Annotated in this window: 24 protein-coding genes and 1 pseudogene; 13 read left to right on the top strand and 12 right to left on the bottom strand. The window is 66.4% G+C overall.

Annotated features, from left to right (window positions below):
- Positions 1-19: 19 nt before the first annotated feature.
- Complete coding sequence (locus DM868_RS09695; protein WP_137276681.1) at positions 20-1,045, bottom strand: AIR synthase family protein; 1,026 nt, start codon at positions 1,043-1,045, stop codon at positions 20-22.
- A 194-nt stretch (positions 1,046-1,239) separates the two neighbouring features.
- Here DM868_RS09695 and DM868_RS09690 point away from each other — a divergent pair, with 194 nt between their 5' ends.
- Positions 1,240-1,902: a hypothetical protein gene (locus tag DM868_RS09690; protein WP_137276680.1), complete on the top strand. Its 663-nt coding sequence runs from the start codon at positions 1,240-1,242 to the stop codon at positions 1,900-1,902.
- A 6-nt stretch (positions 1,903-1,908) separates the two neighbouring features.
- Here DM868_RS09690 and DM868_RS09685 read toward each other — a convergent pair whose 3' ends face one another.
- Together DM868_RS09685 and lonB are read right to left on the bottom strand one after the other, a co-directional pair.
- Positions 1,909-2,628, bottom strand: a complete 720-nt coding sequence (locus tag DM868_RS09685; RefSeq protein WP_137276679.1) for a CPBP family intramembrane glutamic endopeptidase — start codon at positions 2,626-2,628, stop codon at positions 1,909-1,911.
- 3 nt (positions 2,629-2,631) lie between these two features.
- Positions 2,632-4,887, bottom strand: a complete 2,256-nt coding sequence (gene lonB / locus DM868_RS09680; RefSeq protein WP_137276678.1) for an ATP-dependent protease LonB — start codon at positions 4,885-4,887, stop codon at positions 2,632-2,634.
- A 168-nt stretch (positions 4,888-5,055) separates the two neighbouring features.
- Here lonB and DM868_RS09675 point away from each other — a divergent pair, with 168 nt between their 5' ends.
- The 3 genes from DM868_RS09675 to hisD are packed head-to-tail and all read left to right on the top strand — an operon-like array spanning position 5,056 to position 7,738.
- Complete coding sequence (locus tag DM868_RS09675; protein WP_137276677.1) at positions 5,056-5,601, top strand: nicotinamide-nucleotide adenylyltransferase; 546 nt, start codon at positions 5,056-5,058, stop codon at positions 5,599-5,601.
- A gap of 6 nt (positions 5,602-5,607) precedes the next feature.
- Positions 5,608-6,381, top strand: coding sequence for an SAM hydrolase/SAM-dependent halogenase family protein (locus tag DM868_RS09670; protein WP_137276676.1), 774 nt, complete (start codon positions 5,608-5,610; stop codon positions 6,379-6,381).
- Between the two features lie 40 nt (positions 6,382-6,421).
- Positions 6,422-7,738 (top strand): histidinol dehydrogenase, encoded by a 1,317-nt coding sequence (hisD, locus tag DM868_RS09665; protein ID WP_137276675.1) that lies wholly within the window; start codon positions 6,422-6,424, stop codon positions 7,736-7,738.
- Positions 7,739-7,763: 25 nt separating this feature from the next.
- Here the strand turns inward: hisD and DM868_RS09660 are convergent, their stop codons facing one another.
- The 4 genes and pseudogenes from DM868_RS09660 to DM868_RS09645 form a co-directional block, all read right to left on the bottom strand.
- Complete coding sequence (locus DM868_RS09660) at positions 7,764-7,982, bottom strand: hypothetical protein (RefSeq protein WP_137276674.1); 219 nt, start codon at positions 7,980-7,982, stop codon at positions 7,764-7,766.
- A 195-nt stretch (positions 7,983-8,177) separates the two neighbouring features.
- Positions 8,178-9,260, bottom strand: coding sequence for a THUMP domain-containing class I SAM-dependent RNA methyltransferase (locus DM868_RS09655; protein WP_170964473.1), 1,083 nt, complete (start codon positions 9,258-9,260; stop codon positions 8,178-8,180).
- Between the two features lie 74 nt (positions 9,261-9,334).
- Entirely contained in the window at positions 9,335-10,318 is a 984-nt protein-coding gene (locus DM868_RS09650) for a nucleoside recognition protein (RefSeq protein ID WP_137276672.1), read from the bottom strand.
- Between the two features lie 47 nt (positions 10,319-10,365).
- Positions 10,366-10,677 (bottom strand): annotated as a pseudogene (locus DM868_RS09645) (aldehyde dehydrogenase family protein); the annotation flags it as partial.
- Between the two features lie 259 nt (positions 10,678-10,936).
- Here DM868_RS09645 and proC point away from each other — a divergent pair.
- The 3 genes from proC to DM868_RS09630 are packed head-to-tail and all read left to right on the top strand — an operon-like array spanning position 10,937 to position 13,943.
- Positions 10,937-11,719 carry a pyrroline-5-carboxylate reductase gene (gene proC / locus DM868_RS09640; protein ID WP_137276671.1) on the top strand — a complete coding sequence of 261 codons (783 nt, stop codon included), beginning with the start codon at positions 10,937-10,939 and terminating at the stop codon, positions 11,717-11,719.
- On the top strand, positions 11,712-12,560 hold the full coding sequence (gene proB / locus DM868_RS09635; protein ID WP_137276670.1) for a glutamate 5-kinase: 849 nt from the start codon (positions 11,712-11,714) through the stop codon (positions 12,558-12,560). Before proC ends, proB begins: the two co-directional genes overlap by 8 nt.
- A 33-nt stretch (positions 12,561-12,593) precedes the next feature.
- The gene (locus tag DM868_RS09630; RefSeq protein WP_137276669.1) at positions 12,594-13,943 is read left to right on the top strand and encodes a glutamate-5-semialdehyde dehydrogenase; all 1,350 of its coding nucleotides are present in this window, start codon (positions 12,594-12,596) and stop codon (positions 13,941-13,943) included.
- Here the strand turns inward: DM868_RS09630 and DM868_RS09625 are convergent, their stop codons facing one another.
- Entirely contained in the window at positions 13,944-14,876 is a 933-nt protein-coding gene (locus tag DM868_RS09625) for an alpha/beta hydrolase (protein ID WP_137276668.1), read from the bottom strand.
- 42 nt (positions 14,877-14,918) lie between these two features.
- Positions 14,919-15,707 carry a 23S rRNA (uridine(2552)-2'-O)-methyltransferase gene (locus DM868_RS09620; protein ID WP_137276667.1) on the bottom strand — a complete coding sequence of 263 codons (789 nt, stop codon included), beginning with the start codon at positions 15,705-15,707 and terminating at the stop codon, positions 14,919-14,921.
- A 189-nt stretch (positions 15,708-15,896) separates the two neighbouring features.
- Between DM868_RS09620 and DM868_RS09615 the strand changes: the two genes are divergently transcribed.
- From DM868_RS09615 to DM868_RS09600, 4 genes are all read left to right on the top strand, one after another.
- Positions 15,897-16,817, top strand: coding sequence for a helix-turn-helix domain-containing protein (locus tag DM868_RS09615; RefSeq protein ID WP_137276666.1), 921 nt, complete (start codon positions 15,897-15,899; stop codon positions 16,815-16,817).
- Positions 16,814-17,626: a DUF6036 family nucleotidyltransferase gene (locus DM868_RS09610; protein ID WP_137276665.1), complete on the top strand. Its 813-nt coding sequence runs from the start codon at positions 16,814-16,816 to the stop codon at positions 17,624-17,626. The genes DM868_RS09615 and DM868_RS09610 overlap by 4 nt, the downstream gene beginning before the upstream one ends.
- Before the next feature lie 114 nt (positions 17,627-17,740).
- Positions 17,741-18,010 carry a DUF7553 family protein gene (locus DM868_RS09605; protein WP_137276664.1) on the top strand — a complete coding sequence of 90 codons (270 nt, stop codon included), beginning with the start codon at positions 17,741-17,743 and terminating at the stop codon, positions 18,008-18,010.
- Positions 18,011-18,085: 75 nt separating this feature from the next.
- Entirely contained in the window at positions 18,086-19,450 is a 1,365-nt protein-coding gene (locus DM868_RS09600) for a sodium-dependent transporter (RefSeq protein WP_137276663.1), read from the top strand.
- On the opposite strand, the gene DM868_RS09595 is transcribed toward DM868_RS09600, so the two are convergent.
- From DM868_RS09595 to DM868_RS09585, 3 genes are all read right to left on the bottom strand, one after another.
- The gene (locus DM868_RS09595; RefSeq protein ID WP_137276662.1) at positions 19,445-19,921 is read right to left on the bottom strand and encodes a histidine kinase; all 477 of its coding nucleotides are present in this window, start codon (positions 19,919-19,921) and stop codon (positions 19,445-19,447) included. The genes DM868_RS09600 and DM868_RS09595 overlap by 6 nt on opposite strands.
- Before the next feature lie 143 nt (positions 19,922-20,064).
- Positions 20,065-20,781 (bottom strand): queuosine precursor transporter, encoded by a 717-nt coding sequence (locus DM868_RS09590; RefSeq protein ID WP_137276661.1) that lies wholly within the window; start codon positions 20,779-20,781, stop codon positions 20,065-20,067.
- Positions 20,774-20,953: a ribbon-helix-helix domain-containing protein gene (locus tag DM868_RS09585; RefSeq protein WP_137276660.1), complete on the bottom strand. Its 180-nt coding sequence runs from the start codon at positions 20,951-20,953 to the stop codon at positions 20,774-20,776. Before DM868_RS09585 ends, DM868_RS09590 begins: the two co-directional genes overlap by 8 nt.
- 115 nt (positions 20,954-21,068) lie before the next feature.
- On the opposite strand from DM868_RS09585, the gene DM868_RS09580 reads away from it, so the two are divergent.
- Both DM868_RS09580 and DM868_RS15125 read left to right on the top strand, forming a co-directional pair.
- A complete protein-coding gene (locus DM868_RS09580) occupies positions 21,069-22,715 on the top strand; it encodes a DNA-directed DNA polymerase II small subunit (protein WP_137276659.1) in 1,647 nt (548 codons plus the stop codon).
- 201 nt (positions 22,716-22,916) lie between these two features.
- The gene (locus DM868_RS15125) at positions 22,917-23,084 is read left to right on the top strand and encodes a DUF7556 family protein (protein ID WP_170964472.1); all 168 of its coding nucleotides are present in this window, start codon (positions 22,917-22,919) and stop codon (positions 23,082-23,084) included.
- The last annotated feature ends 54 nt before the right edge of the window (positions 23,085-23,138 follow it).

Genomic DNA, 23,138 nt, shown 5'->3' with positions numbered 1-23,138 from the left:
CAGTGGAGAACAAAAATCCCTACGGCTGGCGACCGTTGGCGGTGGCGTCGAGTAAGCGTTCGTAGACGGCCCACGAGGCGTCGCCGTCCGGCTGTCCGGCGGGGCAGCCGTCGAGCTCGACGCCCGCGCCGGTATCGACCGTTCCGACGGCCGAAACCGTTGTTCCCCTGTTTCGGAGGGCGGCGAGAACCGACTTGGTGTCGGCCGGATCGACCGCGACGACGAGCGTGCCGGAAGTCGTCGCCCGCCACGGATCCATCCCGAGCGCCTCGCAGGCGGCGTCGATGCCGGCCAGCCGCGGCACCGCCTCGGCGTCGATCGAGAGCCGAACGCCGGCTCCGTCGGCGACCTCGTGAAACGCGCCGAGGAGGCCGCCCTCCGTCGCGTCGTGCATCGCCGTCACGTTTCCAGCAGCGGCGGCGGTGAGCGCATCCCGCACCGCGCCCACGTCGTCGAGGCGCGATTGGGCCGTTTCGAGGGCGACTGGTGGGAGATCGATCGCCTCGGGAAACAGCGTCGTCAACAGCCCGACCGCCTCGACCGCCGGCCCCTTCGTCACGAGGATATCGTCGCCGGGGCGCGCGCCGTCTGGTCGCACGATCTCGTCGGGATCGCCGACTGCCATCCCGGTCGCCGCGCCGACCCACGGGAACGAACAGCCGGCGTACCGGGCGGTGTGGCCGGTCACGATCGAGATACCGAGATCGCGACACTCCTCGTGGATGGCCCCCCACACCCGGTCGAACTCGTCGTCGGTCATCTCCGGCGGGAGCGAAAACGAGATCGTCAGGTGCGTCGGCGGCAGACCGGAAACCGCCACGTCGGAGAGGACGATCCCGATCGCGAACTCCCCCGCGCGTTCGAAGCCCAACTCGGGGAGGATCGAGATCGGGTCGGTCGCCGTCACGAGGGCGCGATCGCCGACGTCGACGATCCCGAAATCGACCCCGTGTTTCGGGCCGAGCGCCACGTCGTCGCGCGGCGCGCCGAGTCGGGAGGCGATCCGAGTCTCGAAGAACGCCCGCGAGATCTTGCCGGTCGTCATTGAGCGACGGTTCGGGCGCGTCCCCGTCAATCTGCCGACGATCGGCAGGGCAGACCGGAAGAGCCAAACGCAGACGCGGGCCGCTCGCCGCGTGACAAAACACTAATCGGCATCGAACCCCCCAGTTCGGGTATGAATCACCCGAGTGAGTGCCGGTCGGTCGAGCAGTTCGTTCGAGAGCGGGAGGGGACTCCATGGTAGGAGAGTTCGAGCGCCCGCCGCAGGGCGAGTTCGAGCGGGAGATCCGGTCGTTCCCGGAGTTCTTCGATCGACTCGAACTGCAGGGTGCGCTCGACATCTGGGACGCCGTCAACTCCGAGACGGAGATCGAAGGGCTCGTCTACCACCACCGCGGGATCCAGGTGCCGAGCTACGAGGGGCGGTTCGTCTACGAACCGACCGACGGCGAGTACGACACGCAGGCGTTCAGCATCGAGTTCGGCACCGTCGGGCCGCGAAGCGTCTGGGCGGTGTTCGACGGGAGTCTCTCGTGGGACATCTACCTCCTCCTCTACGAGGAGGGGGCGGTCGTGGCGTGGATGAGCGACGCCGAGTTCGAGGCCGAAGAGGCCGGTCGGTTCCGCTCGAAGGCGGCCGCGGTCGAGGCCGGCCAGTTCACCTTCGGGACGTTCTTCCGGTTCGGCCCCGACTGGGTCGAACGCGAGGAGTGGGGACTGCGCTCGACGGCCCCGGCGATGATACAGACCGGGGACGGACAACTCCTGACGCCGGAGACGGAATCTGAGTTCTACGAGAACGCCCACGCGATCCCCGACGAGTTTCGCCCCGCCGTCGAGACGGGCGCGCCGCCGTTTTACGGCCTGCTCGACGCCGGGCTGTCGGTCGGTCCGGAGTAGAGACGGTCACTCGACACCGGACGGGTCGTACCCGATACCCTCGAGGACGGTGAACTCGACCGCGTTGACGACGTAGTGAGCGACGGCCACGACGAGCAGACTCCCCGTGAGAACGAACACCGACGCGAGAGCGACGCCGAAGACGCCCGTGGCGACGACGCCGACGCGGCCCTGTGCGCCGTGGCCGAGGGCGAAGGCGATCGAGGAGGTGATCGCCAGCAGCCACGGCGAGAGCTCGAAGCCCGTCGAAAACGCGCCGATCAGTATCGCTCGAAACAGCAGTTCCTCGAAGCCGGCGATGATTGGGAGGACGACCCCGAGGAGCACGACCCAACCGCTCGACGAGTCGGGCGCGAGCAGTTCCCGAAGGGCCGCGCTCGGGTCGGTGTCGACCACCGCGCCGAGGGCGAGATTCACGGCGGCGAGCGCGAGCCCGACGCCGATTCCGATGGCGACGGCCGCGAGCCCGGAGGGTTCACCGCCGATTCCGAGCGATGAGGCCGGCACCGCCGCCAGCCAGATTCCGGCGAGCAACACGACTGCAAAGAGCGCGTGGGAGCCGGCGACGTTCGCGAGCAGCGCCGTCGGCGGGAGCGGTGGCGCGTCCGAAACCGCCGGCTCGTCGGCGGTGAGATCGGAGATGACGCGCTCGGAGGCGCGGGCGGAAAAGAGGACGGCCGCGAGGACGGTGAGGGTGAGCGCCGCGAAGGCGACCCACCGTGTCACGCGTTACTGGAGGCTCGGGCTGCCCGGACTGACGTCGGGCTGTTGCTTTTCGAGCGCGGAGCCGGTGATGCTCTTGAGGCGGTCGATGAGCGAGTCCTTCTCGGGTTCGCCCGCGAGCGCCACGTCGAGCACCTCGGAGATGTGCGAGACCGGGACGATCTCGATCTGCTCTTTGTACTCGTCCTCGATCATCACGTCCTGCTCGTTGGCCTTCGGGATGATGACGGTCTTGAGCCCCGCCTTTGCGGCGGCCTCGATCTTGTGCGTGACGCCGCCGACCGGCAGCACGTCGCCGCGGACCGACAGCGAGCCGGTCATGGCGAGATCCTGTCGGACGGGCACGTCCTCCAGCGCCGAGATGACGGCGGTCGCGACGGTGATGGACGCCGAGTCCCCGTCGACGCCGCCTTCGCCGACCTGGACGAACTGGATGTGAATGTCCTTGCCGGCCAGCGACGTGTCGGGATACGGCGTATCGCCGTAGCGGTCCTCGTACCAGTTCGGGACCTCCGTGGAGAAGTCCTCGTCGGAGAACTTCTTGATGATCGCCGAGACGTTCTGGACGGCCTCCTTGGCCATCTCTTTGAGCTGGCCCGTGGCGATGACCTGCCCCAGTCCCTGACTCGGCGTGACCTCGGCCATGACGGGGAGGACGATACCGGAGTCCTCGCCCATGACGGCGAGCCCGTTGACGCGGCCGACCACGTCGCCTTCGCTGACCGTGAGCTCATAGTCCTTGCGCCGTTCGATGTAGTCATCTGCGAGCTGCTGTTCGATCGAGCGCGAGCGCGCCTTCGCCCGCAACACGTCGTCGCGGGTGGTGAACTCGCGGTCCTCGGCACGGGCGATGTCGCCCGACACGCGGACGAGCCCGCCGAGGCTGCGGAACTCCAGCGTCAGGTGGCCCTTCCGGCCCGCACGGCGGCGGGCCTCGAGGATGATCTCCTCGATCGCCTCGTCGGTAAAGGGCGGCAATCGGCCGTCGTTTCGGACCTCCTGAGCGACGAAGCGGGCGTACTTGCGGCGCATCTCGGGGGAGTCCTCGATGGTGTCGTCCATGTACACTTCGTAGCCGTACCCCTTGATCCGCGAGCGGAGCGCGGGGTGCATGTTCTCCATCGCGTCGAGGTTCCCGGCCGCGACCATGATGAAGTCGGTCGGGACGGGCTCGGTCTGGACCATCGCGCCCGAGGAGCGCTCGCTCTGGCCAGTGATGGCGAACTCGCCCTCCTGAATCGCGGTCATCAGCTTCTGCTGGGAGCGGATGTCGAGCGTGTTGATCTCGTCGACGAACAGCACGCCCTTGTTGGCCTTGTGGATCGCGCCGGCCTCGACGCGGTCATGGGAAGGCGTCTCCATGCCACCGGACTGGAAGGGATCGTGCCGAACGTCGCCGAGCAGCGCGCCGGCGTGCGCGCCGGTCGCGTCCTCGAAGGGGGCGACCTGCTGGTCGGCGTTGTTGACGAGCAGGTTCGGCACCATCGCGTCCGACCCGCGGCTCATGTACTTGAACGCGAGGTAGATGATACCCGCGGCGATGATCCCGAGGAGGAGCGCCTGCGCGATGAGGATCGCGTAGCCGAAGACGACGGCAATGATGATCCACATCAGGAAGCTCCGCATCTGGTTTCGCTTTCTGGCCTCCTCCTTGTGGGCCTCGACGATCTGTTCGCCCTTGCCAGCCGGCACAGTTCGGACCTTCGGCTCGTTGCCGTCGTCCGGGTTGTGATACACCAAGACGTCCTGTAGCTCCTCCTTCGGGAGGAGCTGGCTCATCGCCTTTGCGAGCATCGACTTGCCGGTTCCGGGCGAGCCGATCATCATCACGTGGCGGCGCTGTTTGGCCGCCTTCAGGATGATATCGCGGGCGTGATCCTGTCCGATGACCTGATCGACGAGCCGATCGGGGACCTGAATGTCGGCGCTGGAGTCGATCTGCAGCCCGCCGAGGAGACCGTCCTCCTTGTCCTCGTCGATCTCGGTCTCGCTGTCGACGTGGACTTCGCTGCCGAGATCGGAACCATCGAGCAGATCCTCGTCTTCGTCGAGGCGGTCGCTGGCGTCGCGTTCCTCCGATTGCTCCGATTCGTCCGAGGACGAATCGTCGGAAGCGTCGGGGTCGATCTGGGTCGTCCAGTCGCCGTGGTCGGACCCGAATTCCCCGTCGTCGGATCCATCGGGGGCGTCCGCTGGCTCCTCCTGTGGCACCCGACGCTCGTCCGCCTCGGATGCCTCATCTACGTCCTTTTCGTTGCTCATAGAAACGTTTCTGCTGTCCGTACAGAAGGGTTATCGACTGATATACTTTCTCCCCGTGACAGGCGCTACCGGTCGGGGAAACCGCAACACGAGGCTACCGCGAAGGCGATTGCGACGGATCCGAAGGGACCCGTCGAATTTATCAAACGCCCCCTCGGATCCATCACCATGACGCGGGGGTTTTACATCGGACGGTTCCAGCCGTACCACGAGGGCCACCACGCGATGGTCGATCGGATCCGTGAGGACGTCGACGAACTGGTCGTCGGCATCGGCAGCGCGGACCAATCGCACACGGTTCGGAACCCCTTCACCGCTGGCGAGCGGATCATGATGATCACGAAGGCGCTCGCGGAGTTCGAGATGACGACTTACGCGGTCCCGATCGAGGACCTCAACCGGAACTCCGTGTGGGTCAGCCACGTTCAGTCGATGAGCCCCCGATTCGAAGTCGCCTACTCGAACAATCCACTCGTCGTCCGACTGTTCGAGGAAGCGGACATCGAGGTCAGGCAGTCACCGATGTTCCACCGCGACGAGTTCGAGGGGACGGAGGTTCGCGAACGGATGGCCGTCGGCGACGACTGGGAGTCGCTCGTTCCCCCGACGGTCGCGGAAGTGCTCGCCGAGATCGAGGGGGTCGAACGCATCCAGCGGATCACCGACACCGACGCGAACGACGCCGTCGGTGACGGCGAGAACCCGAGCGAGTGACGACCGATGATCACGCTCGCCTCCGACTTCGGATCGCCGTACCCCGCCGCCATGAAGGGCGCTATCCTCAAACGCTGTGACGCCCGGTTGGTCGATATCGGTCACGAGTTCCCCCGTCAGAACGTCCGAGCGGCGGCCTTCTGGCTGTCGCAAATCCTCCCGGAGTTCCCGCCCGCCGTCCACCTCGTCGTCGTCGATCCCGGCGTCGGCACCGACCGCGCCGCGCTCGTCGTCCGGGCCGGTGACCACGTCCTCGTCGGGCCAGACAACGGCGTCTTACTCCCGCCAGCCCGCGCGCTGGCGAGCGCCGATGGCGAGTACCGCGACGACATCGACGCCTACGAGTTCGAGGTCGACGCCACGCGGAGCGCGACGTTTCACGGCCGTGACGTGTTCGCCCCGGGAGCGGCCGAGGTCCACGAGACCGGGATCGATCGGCTCCCCGAACTCGAGGGGCTCTCGCCCGCCGACGAGATCGTCGAACTGGAACTCCCCGAACCGGAGCTCACGGAAAACGAGGTGACGGGCGAGGTCATCGCGGTCGACGACTTCGGCAACGTCATCACCAACATTCCGGGCGAGGTGCTCGGGAACCGCACTGTGGTTCGCGTGAACGACGAGCCGACGCCGATCGTTCGATCCTACGGCCACGTCGAACCGGACCGAGCGATCGTGACCATCGGTAGCCACGGTAACGTCGAGTGCGCGGTCAACCGGGGGCGGGGCGACGAGGCGTTCGGCCTCGACGCGGGCGAGCCGGTCCGACTCGAGTTCGCGTAGCTGGGGGGATTTTTACGCCGGTCGGGAGAGTGGTCGGCGTATGCGAGCCGACTACGAGTTCCTCAAGGAAGCCGAGAACGCATCGCTGGAGATCCCCCACGACGTGACCGAGTCCGTCCGCGACATCGTCGACACCGTGCGCGAGAGCGGCGACGACGGCGTCCGCGAACTGACGCGGACGTTCGACGAGGTCGACCGAGAGGCGCTCCGCGTCTCCGACAAAGAGATCGAGGCGGCGGCCGAGGCGCTCACCGAGGCCGAGCGCCGGACGATCGACAACACGATCGAGAACGTCCGCGAGTTCCACGAGGAGCAGTTCGCACACCTCGACGGCTTCGAAAAGGAGTTCGAACCGGGCGTCACGCTCGGTACCCGCCTGCTCCCGGTCGAGACGGCGGGCGTCTACGTCCCCGGCGGTCGCCACCCGCTCGTCGCCGCGCCCGCGATGACGATCGTGCCCGCGAAAGTCGTCGGCGTCGAGACGGTCGTCGCGTGCGCGCCGCCGCAGCCGGACGGGTCGGTGCAGCCGGCCCAACTCTACGCGATGGATCGCGCCGGCGCGGACGAGGTGTACGTCGCCGGCGGCGCACAGGCCGTCGCGGCGATGGCGTACGGCACCGAGACGATCCCGAGCGTCGACAAAATCACGGGGCCGGGGAATATCTTCGTCATCGAGGCCAAGCGGCAGGTGTACGGCCGGGTCGGCATCGACTTCCTCGCCGGGCCAACCGAGGTGCTCGTCATCGCCGACGGCACGTCGGACCCCGAGATGGTCGCGGCGGATCTCCTCGCACAAGCCGAGCACGACCCCCGGTCGCGGCCGATCCTCGTGGTGACCGACGAGGGCGTCGCCGAGTCGACCGAGGAGGCGCTGTACGCCCAGCTCCCTGCCCTGCGAACCGAGGAGACCGCGCGCGAGTGCTGGGAGGACAACGGCGAGATCGTCCTCGCCGCCGACCTCGCGGAAGCCGCCGAAATCGCGAACGACTACGCGATCGAGCACCTGCAGGTGATGGTCGACGAGCCCCGGCGGCTGATCGACGACCTCCACGAGTACGGTTCGCTGTTCCTCGGCCACGATGCGCCGGTCGTCTTCGGCGACAAGGCGGTCGGGACGAACCACACGCTCCCGACGCTCGAAGTCGCCAAGTACAGCGGCGGAGTCAACGTCACGACGTACCTGCGCGTCCTCACCCATCAGGAACTCACGCCCGAGGGGGCCGATTCGGTCGCGCCGTGGGCGGCGAGCATCTGCAAGCTGGAGGGCACGCACGCCCACCAGGTATCCGCGGAGAAGCGGATCATCAGCGACGAGTCGCGCGAACTCGCCGAGGAGTTGGGACTGGAAGTGGAGTAGCGGTGTCAAGGCGGCGCGTCGCGGCCTACTCGCAGTAGGCGTTCTCCTCGTCGACGAGGTTCTTCAACCGGTCGCGAGCCGTGGGCTCGAACTGTCGTTGGCTGTGCGCCGAGGGCGAATCAGTCGGCGTCTCGCCGGGGGCTGCCCACGGGTCGGTGCCGCGGCGGGCGGCGATCTCCGTCGTCGGCGTGGGCGTCTGCGTGGTCTGGTGCGGTTCGGTCGTCGTCTGCGGGTTCGTGCTCATTTTGGGTCGGGGTCGGGTTCGGGGTGATCGGCGTCGGTACGGACGAGAAGAGTTAGGCTACGTGTACCCCGAGAGCGAGCGACGAATCGCGGCGAGTGGTGTCTCGCATGTACTCAGACGTATTTCATGATTGTTCATAAAGGTATCGGGATGCTCCGGAGGTGAGAAGCGGTAGTGTGTCGCACGGTTCGGGGCTCACGGCTCCCAGACGACGATCGCCGCGTCGAGGCGGCCGTAGGGAATGTCGTATCGGACCGTCGGCTCGATCGGGATGAGGTTCGGCTTCGTGGTCAGAGCGACGAGACGGCCCACGTCGCCCTCGCGGAGGCGGTCGACGAACGCGCCGTAGAGCTCTCGGAGGTCCGTCCCCGTCCGGATGCCGAACGGGAGGTTCGAGACGACGCAGTCGGCGTCGATCGACGCCTCGCGCGCGTCCGCTTCGACGATCTCGAACCCGTCCTCGACGCCCGCCGCCTCACGGTTGACGCGCGCGCAGTGTCGCCACCGCTTCCGTTTTTCGCGCGCCTCGATATCCAGCGTCGGTGACTTTTCGGTGTGGTCGTCGCGAAGTCGCCGGAACCGCTCGCCGTCGTATCCGGGAAGCGCGTCGAACGCCGGGTCGAGATCCGGTCGCGGGACCGCCTCTGTCGCCGCCAACGCGGCCTCGGTCGGGATCGTCGCCGACCCGGCCATCGGGTCGACGAGCGACTCGTCGGATGTCCACCCGGCGATCTCCAGCATCGAGTACGCGAGCGTCGCCCGGACCGGCGCATCGTGCTCGCAGATCCGATAGGGCCGTTTGTGCAGCGACTCGCCGGTCAGATCGACCGCGAGCGTGAACCGGTCGTCGTACAGGTACGCCTCCAGCCGGACGGTCGGGTCGTCGAGGTCGACCGGTAGCCGCGTTCCGGTCGCGTCGCGGTAGGCGTCGATCGTCGCTTGCCCGACGCGCTCGGCCACGTCCACGCTCGTGAACTCGTGGGAGCCGTGGCGAGTGCCGACGACGCCGAACTCCTCGTTCGGGAGCCGATCGGGGATCGACGATCGCGCCGTCAACGCGTATACGTCCTCGAGTTCGGCGACGGTGCCGTCGGCGACCACCGCCATGAGCCGATGCAGGGTTCGGCTCCGGTAGTGGAGTTCGTACACGTCCTCGACGTCGGCGTCGAACTCGAGGACGCCGCGGTGGTGCACGGAGGCGTCGCCATCGACGAGGTCGCATATCTCGGCGGCCGCGATCGATTCCAGCCCGCCGTTCGTCGTCGCGAGGAGTTTCACGGCGGCGATACGGTGGCGGCGGACAAAAACCCGGCCAGACTGGGCCGTCGGCGCGCCCCTCGTCGCCGCGACGCTCAGATCGCGAGCAGGACGACGAGCGCGACCGAGATCCACGCCACCTTCAGCACCGTGTTCACGATCACGACCTTCGTCCCGAACTCCGCGCCCCAGATGCCGTACTGGAACGGGATCGAGCGTTTGAACGTCGAGACGGTGAAGGAGACGATACCGCCGATGAGCATCGTCGCGACGGCGGTTCGGGCGGTGAACGTGCCGTCCTCGATGAACGGGACGAGCGTCAGCGCGCCGCTCGTCGTATCCAGGGCGTAGACGACGATGACGGGGACGGCGGCGCTCGGTAGCCCCGTCAGCGCCGCGAGCGGATCGGCCGCCCCGCCCGTCAGCGCCTCGAGGTCGTAGTAGGTCGTCCCGAGGACGACGAGCGTGTAGACGACCGCGAGCCGCGGAAGGATCTCCCACGTCTTCTCGAGGCCGCCGCGGCCGGCGTCGAGCAGCTTTTCGCGGCTCGTCCGGTCGTCGCCACCGTCGGTTCGAGCCTCGGGATCGACCTCGCGCATCGCGTCGGGGTTCACGTTTCGAGCCGAGAGCAGGAACGCCCCGGCGACGACGCCCGTGATCGTGATCGCGAGCGAGACGCCCGCGCGCGTGCCGACGTACAGCAGGCCGACTCTGAGCCCGAGGATCGGGATCAACACAGGCGCGTAAAAGGTGAAGATGTGCTGGACGAAGCCGAAGAACGTGTTGATCGTGACGGCGACGAGCGTCGCGCGGTCGTCGAGTAGTCCCGAGTCGCGGTACTCGGCGAGCATCCCGTAGCCCGCAGTCGTCGACGCGGCGGTCGTCAGGATAGCTCCGCCGACCTCGTCGGGGAGGTTCGCAGGGCGGGTCAGCGGCTTCGACAGCGCCGCGATGTACCGGATCGCGCCAAAGGCGACGAGGGCGTTCGCGACGGCGACGCCGCCGGCGATGGCGACCGCGATGGTCGCCACCCGCGGCAGCACCTCCTCGAGGAGCACCGAGCCGATCGACGGGTCCATTCGGGCCGAGGTACGAGAGGGCGGACCGAAACGGTTGCGCTTCGGAGCTACTCGTCGCCGGTTTTCAGCTCCGCCGACAACCCCTGCGCCAGTTCGATGTCCGGCGAGTTGTTCAGCGTCCACGCAGTCCGTTCGGTGACGGCCTCGATTATTTCGCGCGCCGACGGGTACCCGTTGCCGGACGTTTTCACCTCGCCGAACGGTAACTGGACCTCCGCGCCGATGCACGGCAGGTTGCCGTAGGTGAGGCCCACCTCCGCGTTGTCGCGGTAGTAGTTGATCTGTCGGTAGTCCTCGGAGATGATCGAGCCGGCGAGGCCGTACGGCGTCGCGTTCTGGAGTTCGACGGCGCGTTCGATCCCGTCGGCGTTACACCCCAGCGCGTGCTCGATGGCGGTGTCGGCGTCCTCGCCGACGACGAAATCGCTCGCCATTGGCGGCAGCATCCGTGCTGTCTCTCCCCTGGTTCCCCCACGGTTGACCGGGCCACACGATTTGAAAAACGGCGCGGCGAAATAAAAACGCAGCGGCGGTCGGAACCGCGAACGGCGGCCTCCCCCGCGTCGGCACTCGAAAACCGTAGTTTGTATAGCTTTCGATCCACTCGGTACGGGTAAGATGACACGAGTGAGCGTAATCGGCTGCGGAAACATGGGCGGAGCCTTTTTAAAGGGGCTCGCTCGAAGCGGCTCACACCACCTGACGGCGATCGATCTCGATCCCGACGCGCTCGAACGAGTCGCCGATCACGCGACCGAAACGACTGACGACACGGCGGCGGCCAAAGCGTCCGACGTCGTGATTCTCGCGGTGAAGCCGGACATCGCGGGCGCGGTGCTCGGCGATCTCGACCTGTCGGCGGAGCAGACGCTGGTCACGCTGGCGGCGGGCGTGCCCCGGGACTTCGTCGCCGGACAGACGGAAGCGCAGGTCGTCCGGATCATGCCCAACCTCGCCGCCGAGACCGGGAACATGGCGGCGGCGGCGACGAACGAGGGGCTCACCGACGAGGTCCGCGCGCTGCTCGACGAGGTCGGCGAGTTCGTCGAGATCGACGAGGAGCTGATGGACATCTCGACGGCGGTCAACGGCAGCGGCCCGGCGTTCGCGTTCTACCTCATCGACGCGATGAAGCAGGGCGGGATCGACGGCGGACTCGACCCCGAACAGGCCGAGACGCTCGCGGCGCAGACGTTCAAGGGGGCCGCCGAGACCGTGCTCCGCGACGACCGAAGCGTCGACGACCTCATCGACGCGGTCTGCTCGCCGAACGGGACGACGATCGAGGGGATGGACGTGCTGTGGGACAGCGACGCCGACGAGGCGGTCGTCGACGCCGTCGCGGCGGCCGAGCGGCGGTCGAAGGAGCTGGCAGAGGCGTTCGAGGACGGGGATGAGTGAGACAGCCACCATCGAGGCGGTCGATCCTCGCACTGTCTCGCAGGCGCGGGAACTGGCGGCCGAGGCCGAGCTCGTCGTCGTCAAGGCGGGCACCAACTCGCTGACCGACGAGGACTCGCGGCTGGATCGGGTGAAGCTCGACAAGCTCGTCGCGGACATCATGGACCTCCGCAATCGGGGCAAGGACGTCATCCTGATCTCCTCGGGCGCGGTCGGGGCCGGGCGCGGGCGGCTCGACCAGGAGACCGAGGTGATCGAGGAGAGCCAGGCGCTGTCGACCGTCGGGCAGAGCCACCTGATGCGCCACTACACCCAGAGCTTCGAGCGGTACGACCAGACGGTCGCGCAGATCCTCCTGACGGGGAAGGATCTGGAGACCCCGGAGCGCTTTACGAACTTCGGGAACACGGTCGAGACGCTGCTGGAGTGGGGCGTCGTCCCGATCATCAACGAGAACGACGCGGTCGCGACCGAGGAGCTCCGGATCGGCGACAACGACATGCTCTCGGCGTCGGTGGCGATCGGTCTCGATGTCGATCTGCTCGTGACGCTGACGGACGTGGACGGCGTCTACACGGGCAATCCGAAGGAGAACGGCGACGCCGAACTGATCGACGCCGTGGGCGCGAACTACGACGCGGTCCAGCGGCTAGTACAGGAGAGCACGACCGCCGGTTTCGGCGGGATCCGCACGAAAGTCGAGGGCGCGCGCGACGTCAGCGAGTACGGCATCCCGGCGATCATCGCGGGATCGGCGGAGCCGGACGTATTGGAGCGCATCGCCACCGAACAGTCGGCCGGAACCATATTCGTCCCGATAAACGGTGAGGAAGATGAGTGAGCGCGAACACGACACCGATCGACACGTAAACCGATGAGCGACAACGAACACGACACGGACGGACAGGTGACGGAAGCACAGCGCGCCGCGTTGCGCCTCGCGAACGTCGACGAAGCGGATCGGAACGCGGCGCTGCGATCGATCGCCGACGCCATCCACGAGCACGAGGAAGAGGTCCTCGCGGCCAACGCCGAGGACGTGACGGAGGCCGAGGCGATGCTCGAACGCGGCGAGTACACCCAGGCGCTCGTCGATCGGCTGAAGCTCGACGCGTCGAAGCTCGACGACATCGCCGGGATGGTCGAGTCGGTGGCCGAGCAGGACGACCCCCTCGGGGCGACGCTCTCGGCGCGCGAACTCGACGAGGGGCTGGAACTCTATCGGGTCGCGGTTCCGATCGGCGTGATCGCGACGGTGTTCGAATCCCGACCCGACGCGCTGGTGCAGATCGCCGCCCTCGCGCTGAAGTCCGGGAACGCGGTGATCCTCAAGGGTGGCAGCGAGGCCAACGAATCGAATCGGACGCTGTACCGGATCATCCGCGAGGCGACTGACGGGAGCTTCGAGACCCTGCCGGCGGGCTGGGCGCAGCTGATCGAGGCCCACGAGGAGGTCGACCGTCTGCTCGAACTGGACGACAAGGTCGACCTCGTGATGCCCCGCGGATCCTCGGAGTTCGTCTCCTACATTCAGGACAACACACAGATTCCCGTCTTGGGTCACACCGAGGGCGTCTGCCACGTCTACGTCGACGAGGAGGCTGATCTCTCGATGGCCGAGGACGTCGCCTTCGACGCGAAGGTGCAGTACCCGGCGGTCTGCAACGCCGTCGAGACGCTTTTGGTGAACGAATCGGTTGCGAGCGAGTTCCTGCCGGGACTCGTCGAGCGATACGAGGCGGCTGGCGTCGAACTCCGCGGCGACGCGGCGACGCGCGAAATCGTGGATATCGGCGAGGCGACTGAGGCGGACTGGCGGACCGAGTACGGCGACCTCGAACTGTCGATCAAGCTCGTCTCCGACGTCTACGACGCGATCGAGCACGTCAACGCGAACGGCTCGAAGCACACGGAGTCGATCCTCACGGAGAACGCCGAGACGGCCGAGGCGTTCATGACCGGGATCGACGCCGCGAGCGTCTTCCACAACGCCTCGACGCGCTTTGCGGACGGCTATCGATACGGTCTCGGCGCGGAGGTCGGCATCTCCACCGGCAAGATCCACGCCCGCGGCCCCGTCGGGCTGGAGGGGCTGACGACGTACAAGTACTATCTGGAGGGCGACGGCCACCTCGTCGCGACGTACGCGGGCGAGGACGCGCTCCCGTTCACCCACCGCGATCTCGACACTGACTGGACGCCCGGGCGACGCGCCGGGGAGTGATCAGCGCCGATCGAGCGCCGCCGCACCGACCGAGATCGCGTCTTCGGCCGCGTCGACGCGTCCGATGAAGCTGACGAACCCGTGGATCATCGACTCGTAGTGGCGATGCTCGACCGCGACGCCGTCGGCTTCGAGCGCCTCGGCGTACGCGATCCCCTCGTCGCGAAGGGGGTCGAAGCCGGCCGTCACGATCGTCGCGTCGGGCAGTTCGGAGAGATCCTCGACGAGCAGCGGCGCGAGGTACTCGTTTCGCGCGTGCGTCGGTGACTGGACGTACTGCTCGTCGAACCACGATATCGTCGATCGCTCGAGGAAGTAGCCCTCGGCGTTCTCCTCGCGGCTCCCGTAGGATTCGAACGGCGACCCGCACGCCGGGTAGTACAGCAGCTGGTGGTCGATGTCGGGGGCGTCGTCGTCGAGCGCGGCGGCGTCGCGAGCCAAGAGCGTGACGCCCGTGGCGAGGTTTCCCCCGGCGCTGTCGCCGCCGACCGCGACCGTGCCGTCGCCACCGAACGGCTCCGGGTCGTCGGCGATCGATTCGACCGCGGCGTAGGCGTCCTCGAGCGGCGTCGGAAACGGGTGTTCTGGGGCCAGCCGGTAGTCGACGGAGACGACGGTCCAACCGCTTTCGGCCGCCAGCCGCTGACAGACGTTGTCGTGGGTGTCGAGCCCGCCGATGACGAAGCCGCCGCCGTGAAAGAACGCGAGAATCGGACGGTCGCCCTCGCCGGGGCGATACACCCGCGCGTCGAGGTCGCCGTCGGCCCCGGCGACCGTCGTGTCGTACTGCTCGTGTACCTCGAACGTGGGCGAGAACGACGCCATCGCCTCGAACGCCTCGCGCGCCTCCGCGACGCCCACGTCCTCGAAATTGGGGGCGTCGGCAGTCAGCTCCAGAATGCGTGTCAGCTGGGGGTGCGGTTCGTCGGCCATGCGTTCGTCTCGCCTCCGGAGCACTTCAGCGGTCGGGAACGGTCATTCGACCGATTCGGCGAACCCGAACCGCGGCTTCACGTCGGTCACCTCGACCTCGACGGTGTCGCCCGGTTCGGCGTCGGGGACGAACAGCGTGTAGCCCTCGATCTTCCCGATCCCGTCGCCCTCGCTACCGACGGCTTCGATCTCGACGTCGACGCGGTCGCCCTCGCGGACCGGCGCAGTTAGCCGCCCCTTCGCGACCATGTACAGCTCCGAGGACGAATCGCGCGAGGCCTTCGGGTGAATCGTCCGGACGTACTCGAACTCCCGGTCGATGTTGGCTCGGAGGTCGTTCGTGTCGGGGCCCTCGAACACCTTGGCGACGAAGTCACCGCCGGGCGCGAGCAGATCGAGCGACGTCTCGAACGCCGTCCGGGCGAGATACACCGAGCGGGCGTGGTCCAACGAGTACTCGCCGGTCATGTTGGGTGCCATATCGGAGATGACGACGTCGACGCCGCCGTCGCCCTCGGCGTCCGTCTCCCCGCCGCCGACGCGGGCGACGATCTTCTCTCGCGTCTCGGCGTCAGTCATGTCGCCGCGGATCGTGTCGACGCCGTCGATCGGCTTGATTCGCTGGAGGTCGACGCCGACGACGGTGCCGCCCTCGCCCGCGAGTTCTTTGGCGACCTGGAGCCACCCGCCCGGTGCGGCTCCGAGGTCGACGACCGTGTCGCCGTCGCCAATCAGGCCCGCATCCTCGTCGAGCTGTTTGAGCTTGTAGGCCGCCCGCGATCGGTAGCCCTGCTGTTTGGCCCGGTTGTAGTAGTCGTCCTTTCGCGTCATGGATATCTCACCAAATCATTTGATGTGTTCTGCCGTGGAACTGCCGGCGAATTCGCGTTCATGTGGAGAGAGACGCGGTCGAATCGGAAAGGGACATCGGATAGTTCCGAGCTGGGATCGAGAACCCGGACGGATTGTTTGTCGCAATATTGCGAACCTTTTTATGATCAAATCGTTTTATCGCAACACATGTACACCGAGGCCGAACTCCGCGTGCTGGCGACCGCTCAAGGCGGGCCCACGATCTCCGACCTCGCCGAGAAACTGGATCGGAGCGTGAACTACGTCTCCGAACTCGTCGACGGGATGCAGGAGAAGGGCCTCGTTCACGCCGCTCGGTCGGGAAAGACCAAGCACGTCCATCGGTCGAGTGCCAGAGCGATCGAGCTGTTCGATCAGTTCGTCCAACGATACCCCCACATCCCCTTCCCGGAACTCCTCGCGGGCGCGACCCTCCGGGTACTGTACCATCTCGAGGATCCGGCGTCGCCGACCGATCTCGCGGAGCGAGCCGGCGTCCACCGTAGCACAGTCTACCGGTCACTGTCGCCGCTCCAGCATCGCGGCATCGTCTACCGCGACGACGGAGAATTCACACTTAACGACGAGTTCGAGGAGCTGGCCACGCTGGCACGCGAGTTCGCCCACCACAAAAACCGGAATCGAGTGGAAGCGCACGTCGACACCTACACCATCCTCTGGGAGTCGCTCGACGAATTCCTCGTCCAGTCCGACGAACCGATCGAGGCAGACGCGTTCCACGTGACTGGCCCGGAGCGGTTCCAAGACTACGACCTTCCGTTGCTGGCCCGCCAGCGTCGCTACTACCTGTACTCCGAGTCCAAGGACGGGGTATCGCCCGCGGAGCTGTGCTGCCACATGTTGGTGATCGGCGACGACACGAGGTCGCGGTCGTACTGCCTCCTCCTGCTCAGTACGGTGGACATCGACAGAGACGAACTACTCGCCCTTGCGGCGACGTACGACGTGGAGGACGCCGTGGCCGGCTTGCTCGAGTACCTCGACACCCACGGAGCGGAACGGACGGCGTCGTTCCCGACGTGGGAGGAGTTCCGTGACCTCGCCGACGAATACGGGGTGACAGTATGAGAGCGCGGTTCGACAGCGAGTACATCCGGTCCGAACTGGAGCGTATCGGTGACCAACTCGAAACACCGCTGACGGTCTACCTGATAGGCGGTGGATCGATGGCGTTTCGCGATCTCAAGGAGACGACGAAGGACATCGATCTCGTCGTCACCCACGGGGACGCCCTCCGTCACCTCCAGACAGTACTGCTGAAGAACGGCTACGAGGTGGTCGAGGAACCGGGAGAGGAGTACGACGACCTCGGGGCACAGCGTATCCTCGAAAACGAGGACGGCTGTCGGATCGACGTGTTCAACCAGCAGATAGTCGACAAGCTCGTTCTCTCAGAGGGGATGCGCCAGCGGAGCGTGACACATCTCGTTGCCGGTGAACTAACTGTCGCGCTGGTCAGTGCCGAAGACGTCTTCCTTTTTAAAAGCGTCGCGGGGCGCACCGACGACATCGACGACATGTTCGCACTGGTGCAGACCGCCCTCGACTTCGACATCGTCGAGGCGGAGCTGGAACGGCAGATCGACTTGCTCGGGCAGGAGCTGTTCGTCACGTACGTCAACGAGGCCTTGCTGGCACTCGCCGACCGGCACAACATCAGGACACCGCTCTCCACGACCGTGGAAGCCATCACGGAACGCGTGTATGAGGAACTCGAAGTTCTACAGGCCGTCGGAGGCTCGGTTTCTCGTTCCGATTTAGACCAACGAGTTGGGTTACCGTCAGAGGGGATCGACGCAGCCATTCGGAGTCTCGAGAGCAAGGGTGTCGTGACCGTCGAGGACGACAAGATCGTCAAAGAATCAACCACTCTGTAGTGTCGCTGTGGACCGGCAGAGAGGTGTCTGGAGAGCGTGGTTCGCATCCAGAGGGATGCGACGACCACCCCGACCGGCCGAGGGGTTTTAATGGAGAACGGCGAACGTACAGTCATGACCCGAGACGAACTCCAGAACGCGGCCGAACTACTCGAACAGGCGGCGAAAGCGGCACAGGACGACGAGGCGAGAGAGCGACTCGAAGACCAGGCGGCCGCGTTCGAAACCCTGTCGAACGCCGATCGCGGGCCGGACCACGGGAAGATCGCGCGCCACGAACACATCCTCACGGAGATCGCGGCGGGCGAGGAGGCCGCCGCCGAGCACATCGAGGCGGCGCTCGAGTCGATCCGCGCGTATCGGTCGACCGTCGAGGGCGTCTGAATACGTCAATAAGGACGGTTCACGGAGACGCTGGAGACGGGCGATTTTATCAGTAATCGCGCCGAATCCGACCGTATGCCTTCTGAGAGGGGCCGCGAACAGTGGTCGACGCGGATCGGGTTCATCCTCGCCGCGGTCGGGAGCGCCGTCGGACTCGGGAACGTCTGGCGCTTTCCGTTCGTGGCGGGCGAAGCCGGCGGCGCCGGGTTCGTCCTCATCTACCTGCTGTTCGTCGCGTTCGTCGGGCTACCGGCGATTCTCGTCGAGTTCGTCGTCGGGCGTCGAACGCGACGGAATCCGGTCGGGGCCATGCACGAGATCGGACGGGGCATCTGGAAGCACCTCGGCTGGATATTCGTCGTGACGACGTTCGTCATCATGTCGTACTACAGCGTGGTCGCGGGGTGGACGATCCGCTACGCCATCCTCGGACTGCAGGACGGGTACTCCGACACCCCGGCGGCGGCCGGTGAGCAGTTCGCCGCCCTGGCGCAGGGCGTGGACGCGGTGGGCTTCCACGCGCTGTTCTTGCTCGCCATCGTCGCCATCGTCGGTCTGGGCATCCGCCGCGGGATCGAGCTGGCAGCGAAAGTCATGGTGCCGTCGATCGTCGCCATCGTCGCCGCCCTCGCCGTGTGGGCCGCGACGCTCGACGGCGCGGGCGCAGCGTACGGCTACTACCTCTCTCCGGATCTCGGGACAATCGCGGCCGAGTGGACCACGATCCTGCCTGCGGCGGCCGGGCAGGCGTTCTTCACGCTCTCGCTCGGGTTCGGGATCATGATCACCTACGCCTCCTACCTCGGCGAGGAACGGAATCTGGCGGCCGACGGCGTGGTCATCATCGCGTTCGACACGGCCATCGCGGTCGCCATGGGGTTGATCGTCTTCCCGATCCTCTTCACCGCGGGGATCGATCCCGGCGAACCTGGCGTCGGGGCGATATTCATCACGCTCGCGGCGGCGTTCGGCGAACTCGCGGCGGGCGGGCTCATCGGGGCCATCTTCTTCGGAACCGTCGTGATCGCGGCGTTGTCCAGCGCAATCAGCCTGACGGAGGTCGTCGTCTCCTACGCCATCGACGAGCGCGGGATGAAGAGAGCACGAGCGACGGCGTTGGTCTGCGGTGCGCTGTTCGTCCTCGGTCTCGGGCCGGCCTACGACACCGTGCTGTTGGAGCTGTACGACGAGCTTGCCGACGGAATACTGCTCGTTCTCAGCGCGCTGTTGCTCACGGCGTACGTCGCATGGCAGTGGTCCGAAGAGGCGATCGAGGAACTGCGCCGCGGCATCGGGCGACTGGGGCCGCTCGGCACCTACTGGATCTGGCTGGCTCGCGGTCCGGTGCTAGTCGTGTTGTTCGTCTCGCTCGCGCTCGGCGTCGTCGAGTTCGTCGGGTTCCTCGAGGGGTCGTTCCTGCCCTGGCTGCGCGGCTCATAGCCCCTCGAGCGCGTGGGAGACGCCCCCGAGGATCGCCCCGTACACGACGTGTCCGACGGCGCTCATCGGGTTGACGTCGGGGACGGGCGGGGCCATCGGCCCCATCGCGCCGACCCACGCCGGCATCACGAACGTCGCGAGGACGATCCACAGGACGAGCCCGTAGGCGATGCCGGCTCCGAGCTGTCGCTGTACGGACGCGCCGGCGAACCCGGCACCGCCGAGGAGAGCGGCGAAGACGACGCCGAGGATCGCCGCGTGGATCATGTGGATGACCCACCCGACGCCGCCGGCCGGCCCCTCGATGCCGTACATGACGGGGATCGCCGTCTCCAGGATGTTCGGCATCATCATCGTCATCAGCATTCCGAAGACGAGGCCGCCGCCCAAGCCGCCGGCGACGCCCGCCTTCCAGTTTCCGGGGATCGTTTCCGTCGCGGTCGCGGTCGCGGTTTCGGTTTGCGTCGACATACCGAGGGAGATGGATAGCGCGACCGAAGAAGCTACCTCGATCGTGCCACTGACCCGCACGAATTCGTCACGTTTTTATTGCATAGCAGAAAATGTTGCTGGTTCAAACGACGGCAAAGGGGTTCGGATCGGCCGCACGGATCTCAAGCCGACGTCGATTCGGAACGTCGAACCGCGCCCGTGATGAGGTAGACGAGCGGCGTGTCGAGGATCGCGATGAGCAGTTTCAGGAGGTACTGCCCGACCATCAGCGAGACGACGACTGCGCCTGGGAGCTGCGGGCCGATGCCGAAGAGCGTCGGGACGGCCCAGAAGGCGACGCCGACGAAGATGACGGTGTCGAGCAGCTGGCTCGTCCCCGTCGAGACGATGTTGCGCAGCCATAGGTGATCGCCGTCGGTCCACGTTCTGATCGCGTCGAAGATGACGACGTCGTAGTTCTGGCTGACGACGTACGCGAGCAGGCTGCCCGCGACGATGTTGGTCGAAGCGCCGAGCACCGTCTCGAACGCGCCGGGGTCAATGCTCGACGGCGCGGCGGGCGCGAGGATCGTACTCCAGACCAGCGCGAGCACGAGGAAGTTCATCGCGAAGGCGGCGTTGACGAGCACCTGCGCGGCCCGTCTCCCGTAGAGTTCGGTGTAGCAGTCCGACGCGAGAAACGTCAGCGCGTACGCGAGCGCCGCGCCCGGCAGGGCCAACTCGGCGCCGGCGAGCGGGACCGCAAAGGGGAGTTCGAACGCCAACACCTTCGCCGCCGTCAACTGGGCGGTCGCGAGCGAGGCGACAAAGATCGCCGCCAGCACGATCGCGCCGGCCTGTGGGGACGGATGGGTTCGGGTGGCGGTCGCGCTACTCATCGTCCTCTGTGAGCCGGTCGTGCCGAGCGTCGATCTCGTCGAGCAGGTCGAGCGTCTTGCGGATCGACGATCTGATCGCGTCGCTTCTGTTGACGAACTTCCCGTCGTCGCCGACGTGTTCGTCCAGGTCGTCGAGCAGTTCCTTCGGGATCTCCACGCTTATTTTGGGCATACCTGAAGCATATCTCAGGAATACTCATTAATATCTCGATGTGGCTTCGTTCGCGGGTCGAGGCTGGCGCTTTCCGGTTCGCTATCCTTTTGACCGACGGCGACGACGTGCGGCTGTGTCACTGGAGGAGCCAGCGCGAATCGCCCGCGAGCTCGCGAGCCACGGCTACGCGGCCGATCGGGAGGCGATCACGCTACTGGCCGGCGCGGAAGACGTCGCCGGAGCGCTGGCGCTCGCCGTCGAGGCGACGCCGGACGACACGTTGAAGCTCACCGCGGAAGACGTTCGCGAAGCGCTCGGAAACCGTCCGCGGGCGCGTCGGGATCCGATCAGCGGGAGCGATTCGAGCGCGAGACCTGCCGATCCCCCCGCGAGTGCCGACGGTTCGCGCGAGCAAGACCCCTCTGTTTCGGGTGGAACTGAGAGCGAACGAGTGCGGGATGGTAGCGCTTCGTCTCCAGTCGAAACGGAGGGGTCTCAAGCGGATCGAGCGGGCGTCGATACCGGCGGCTCGACCGCTGCCCGAACGGCCGCTCAAACGGCCGATCGAACCGTCGAGCGATCGCTCGAGATCGGCAACGACATGACCGGCTACTCGACCGGAACCGGCGAGTACGACGATTTCGTGGCGACGTTTCGGGACCGATACGACCGCCTCGCCGGGAAGCTCAAAGGCCGGGTGAACCACCGAAACGCGACGGCGCTGCAGGCCAGTCCCGGCGGCGGGGACGCGGGGATCGTCGGGATGGTCTCGGACATTCGCTCGACGGCGTCGGGCCACTGGCTGATCGAGTTGGAGGACACGACCGGCGTCTTCCCGTGTCTGGTGATGAAGGACAAGGCGATCGCCGGGCTGGTCGAGGAGCTGTTGTTCGACGAGGTGATCGCCGTCGACGGGACGCTGTCGGACGACGGCGGGATCCTGTTCGTCGATGACCTGTACTTCCCCGACGTCCCGCGGACCTACGAACCCTCGACGGCCGACAGACACGTCAAGGCGGCACTCATAAGCGACGTCCACGTCGGCAGCCAGGAGTTCATGGCTGACGCCTGGAACCGGTTCACCTCGTGGTTGCACACCGAGGAGGCAGAGCGCATCGAGTACCTGCTCATCGCGGGCGACATGGTCGAGGGCGTCGGCGTCTATCCCGATCAGGACGAGGAGCTCGACATCGTCGACATCTTCGATCAGTACCGGCAGTTCTCGGAGTATCTCAAGGAGGTGCCGGGCGATCTCGAGATCGTGATGATCCCCGGCAACCACGACGCCGTCCGTCTGGCCGAACCGCAGCCGGGGTTCGACGACGAGCTGCGATCGATCATGACCGCCCACGACGCCCGGATCGTCTCGAACCCGGCGATGGTCACGATCGAGGGCGTGTCGGTGTTGATGTACCACGGCGTCTCCCTCGACGAGGTGATCGCCGAGCTACCCGAGGAGAAGGCCAACTACGACGAACCGCACAAGGCGATGTACCAGCTCTTAAAAAAGCGCCACGTCGCCCCGCAGTTCGGCGGGCACACGCGACTCGCCCCGGAGGAGAAGGACTATCTCGTCATGGACGAGGTGCCGGACATCTTCCACACCGGCCACGTGCACAAACTCGGCTGGGGGAAATACCGCAACGTCGTCGCCGTCAACTCCGGCTGTTGGCAGGCCCAGACGGATTTCCAAAAGAGCGTCAACATCGATCCCGACGCTGGGTTCGCGCCGGTCGTGGACCTCGACACGCTCGACATGACGGTCCACAAGTTCTCGTGAGCCGGCGGTCGATCGAATCCGCTGTTGCCCTGCTTCTTCGATCCGACGACGGTTCTCCGGATTCGCCACGCTTCATCACTCGAAACCGACGGCGTATTTATTGGGTAAAAGAGCGATCGGTGCCGATTGCGAGCGTTCCGCCGGGTATGACACCATCTCACATCGTCACCGTTATATACTCACTGTCAACTATTACCATATATGTCGCAGAACCAAGCGGCTCCGGTGACGGTCTCCGACTGTGAGGTCATGGCATCGGTCGACGAGGACGATGCGGGCGAACAGCTCGTAATCGCCGAGATTTGCCGTGACGAGGCCTATCTCACGATGCCGACGGAGACGACCGTCGCAGTCGACGACTGGCGATAGGGGACGGAGTCGCGGGGCGGACAACTTTTTGCTTCCGCGGGGTGTTGGCCCGGT

Source organism: Natronomonas salsuginis (assembly GCF_005239135.1).
Taxonomy (GTDB): Archaea; Halobacteriota; Halobacteria; order Halobacteriales; family Haloarculaceae; genus Natronomonas; species Natronomonas salsuginis.
The sequence above is the reverse complement of the archived record's forward strand: the minus strand, read 5'-3'. Positions and strand labels throughout refer to the sequence as shown.

Excerpts from the sequence above, each read along its gene's own strand:
- DM868_RS09695 (WP_137276681.1), bottom strand. The coding sequence starts at position 1,045 with ATGACGACCGGCAAGATCTCGCGGGCGTTCTTCGAGACTCGGATCGCC.
- DM868_RS09690 (WP_137276680.1), top strand. The coding sequence starts at position 1,240 with ATGGTAGGAGAGTTCGAGCGCCCGCCGCAGGGCGAGTTCGAGCGGGAG.
- lonB (WP_137276678.1), bottom strand. The coding sequence starts at position 4,887 with ATGAGCAACGAAAAGGACGTAGATGAGGCATCCGAGGCGGACGAGCGT.
- DM868_RS09675 (WP_137276677.1), top strand. The coding sequence starts at position 5,056 with ATGACGCGGGGGTTTTACATCGGACGGTTCCAGCCGTACCACGAGGGC.
- DM868_RS09670 (WP_137276676.1), top strand. The coding sequence starts at position 5,608 with ATGATCACGCTCGCCTCCGACTTCGGATCGCCGTACCCCGCCGCCATG.
- hisD (WP_137276675.1), top strand. The coding sequence starts at position 6,422 with ATGCGAGCCGACTACGAGTTCCTCAAGGAAGCCGAGAACGCATCGCTG.
- DM868_RS09660 (WP_137276674.1), bottom strand. The coding sequence starts at position 7,982 with ATGAGCACGAACCCGCAGACGACGACCGAACCGCACCAGACCACGCAG.
- DM868_RS09650 (WP_137276672.1), bottom strand. The coding sequence starts at position 10,318 with ATGGACCCGTCGATCGGCTCGGTGCTCCTCGAGGAGGTGCTGCCGCGG.
- proC (WP_137276671.1), top strand. The coding sequence starts at position 10,937 with ATGACACGAGTGAGCGTAATCGGCTGCGGAAACATGGGCGGAGCCTTT.
- proB (WP_137276670.1), top strand. The coding sequence starts at position 11,712 with ATGAGTGAGACAGCCACCATCGAGGCGGTCGATCCTCGCACTGTCTCG.
- DM868_RS09630 (WP_137276669.1), top strand. The coding sequence starts at position 12,594 with ATGAGCGACAACGAACACGACACGGACGGACAGGTGACGGAAGCACAG.
- DM868_RS09625 (WP_137276668.1), bottom strand. The coding sequence starts at position 14,876 with ATGGCCGACGAACCGCACCCCCAGCTGACACGCATTCTGGAGCTGACT.
- DM868_RS09620 (WP_137276667.1), bottom strand. The coding sequence starts at position 15,707 with ATGACGCGAAAGGACGACTACTACAACCGGGCCAAACAGCAGGGCTAC.
- DM868_RS09615 (WP_137276666.1), top strand. The coding sequence starts at position 15,897 with ATGTACACCGAGGCCGAACTCCGCGTGCTGGCGACCGCTCAAGGCGGG.
- DM868_RS09610 (WP_137276665.1), top strand. The coding sequence starts at position 16,814 with ATGAGAGCGCGGTTCGACAGCGAGTACATCCGGTCCGAACTGGAGCGT.
- DM868_RS09605 (WP_137276664.1), top strand. The coding sequence starts at position 17,741 with ATGACCCGAGACGAACTCCAGAACGCGGCCGAACTACTCGAACAGGCG.
- DM868_RS09600 (WP_137276663.1), top strand. The coding sequence starts at position 18,086 with ATGCCTTCTGAGAGGGGCCGCGAACAGTGGTCGACGCGGATCGGGTTC.
- DM868_RS09595 (WP_137276662.1), bottom strand. The coding sequence starts at position 19,921 with ATGTCGACGCAAACCGAAACCGCGACCGCGACCGCGACGGAAACGATC.
- DM868_RS09590 (WP_137276661.1), bottom strand. The coding sequence starts at position 20,781 with ATGAGTAGCGCGACCGCCACCCGAACCCATCCGTCCCCACAGGCCGGC.
- DM868_RS09585 (WP_137276660.1), bottom strand. The coding sequence starts at position 20,953 with ATGCCCAAAATAAGCGTGGAGATCCCGAAGGAACTGCTCGACGACCTG.
- DM868_RS15125 (WP_170964472.1), top strand. The coding sequence starts at position 22,917 with ATGTCGCAGAACCAAGCGGCTCCGGTGACGGTCTCCGACTGTGAGGTC.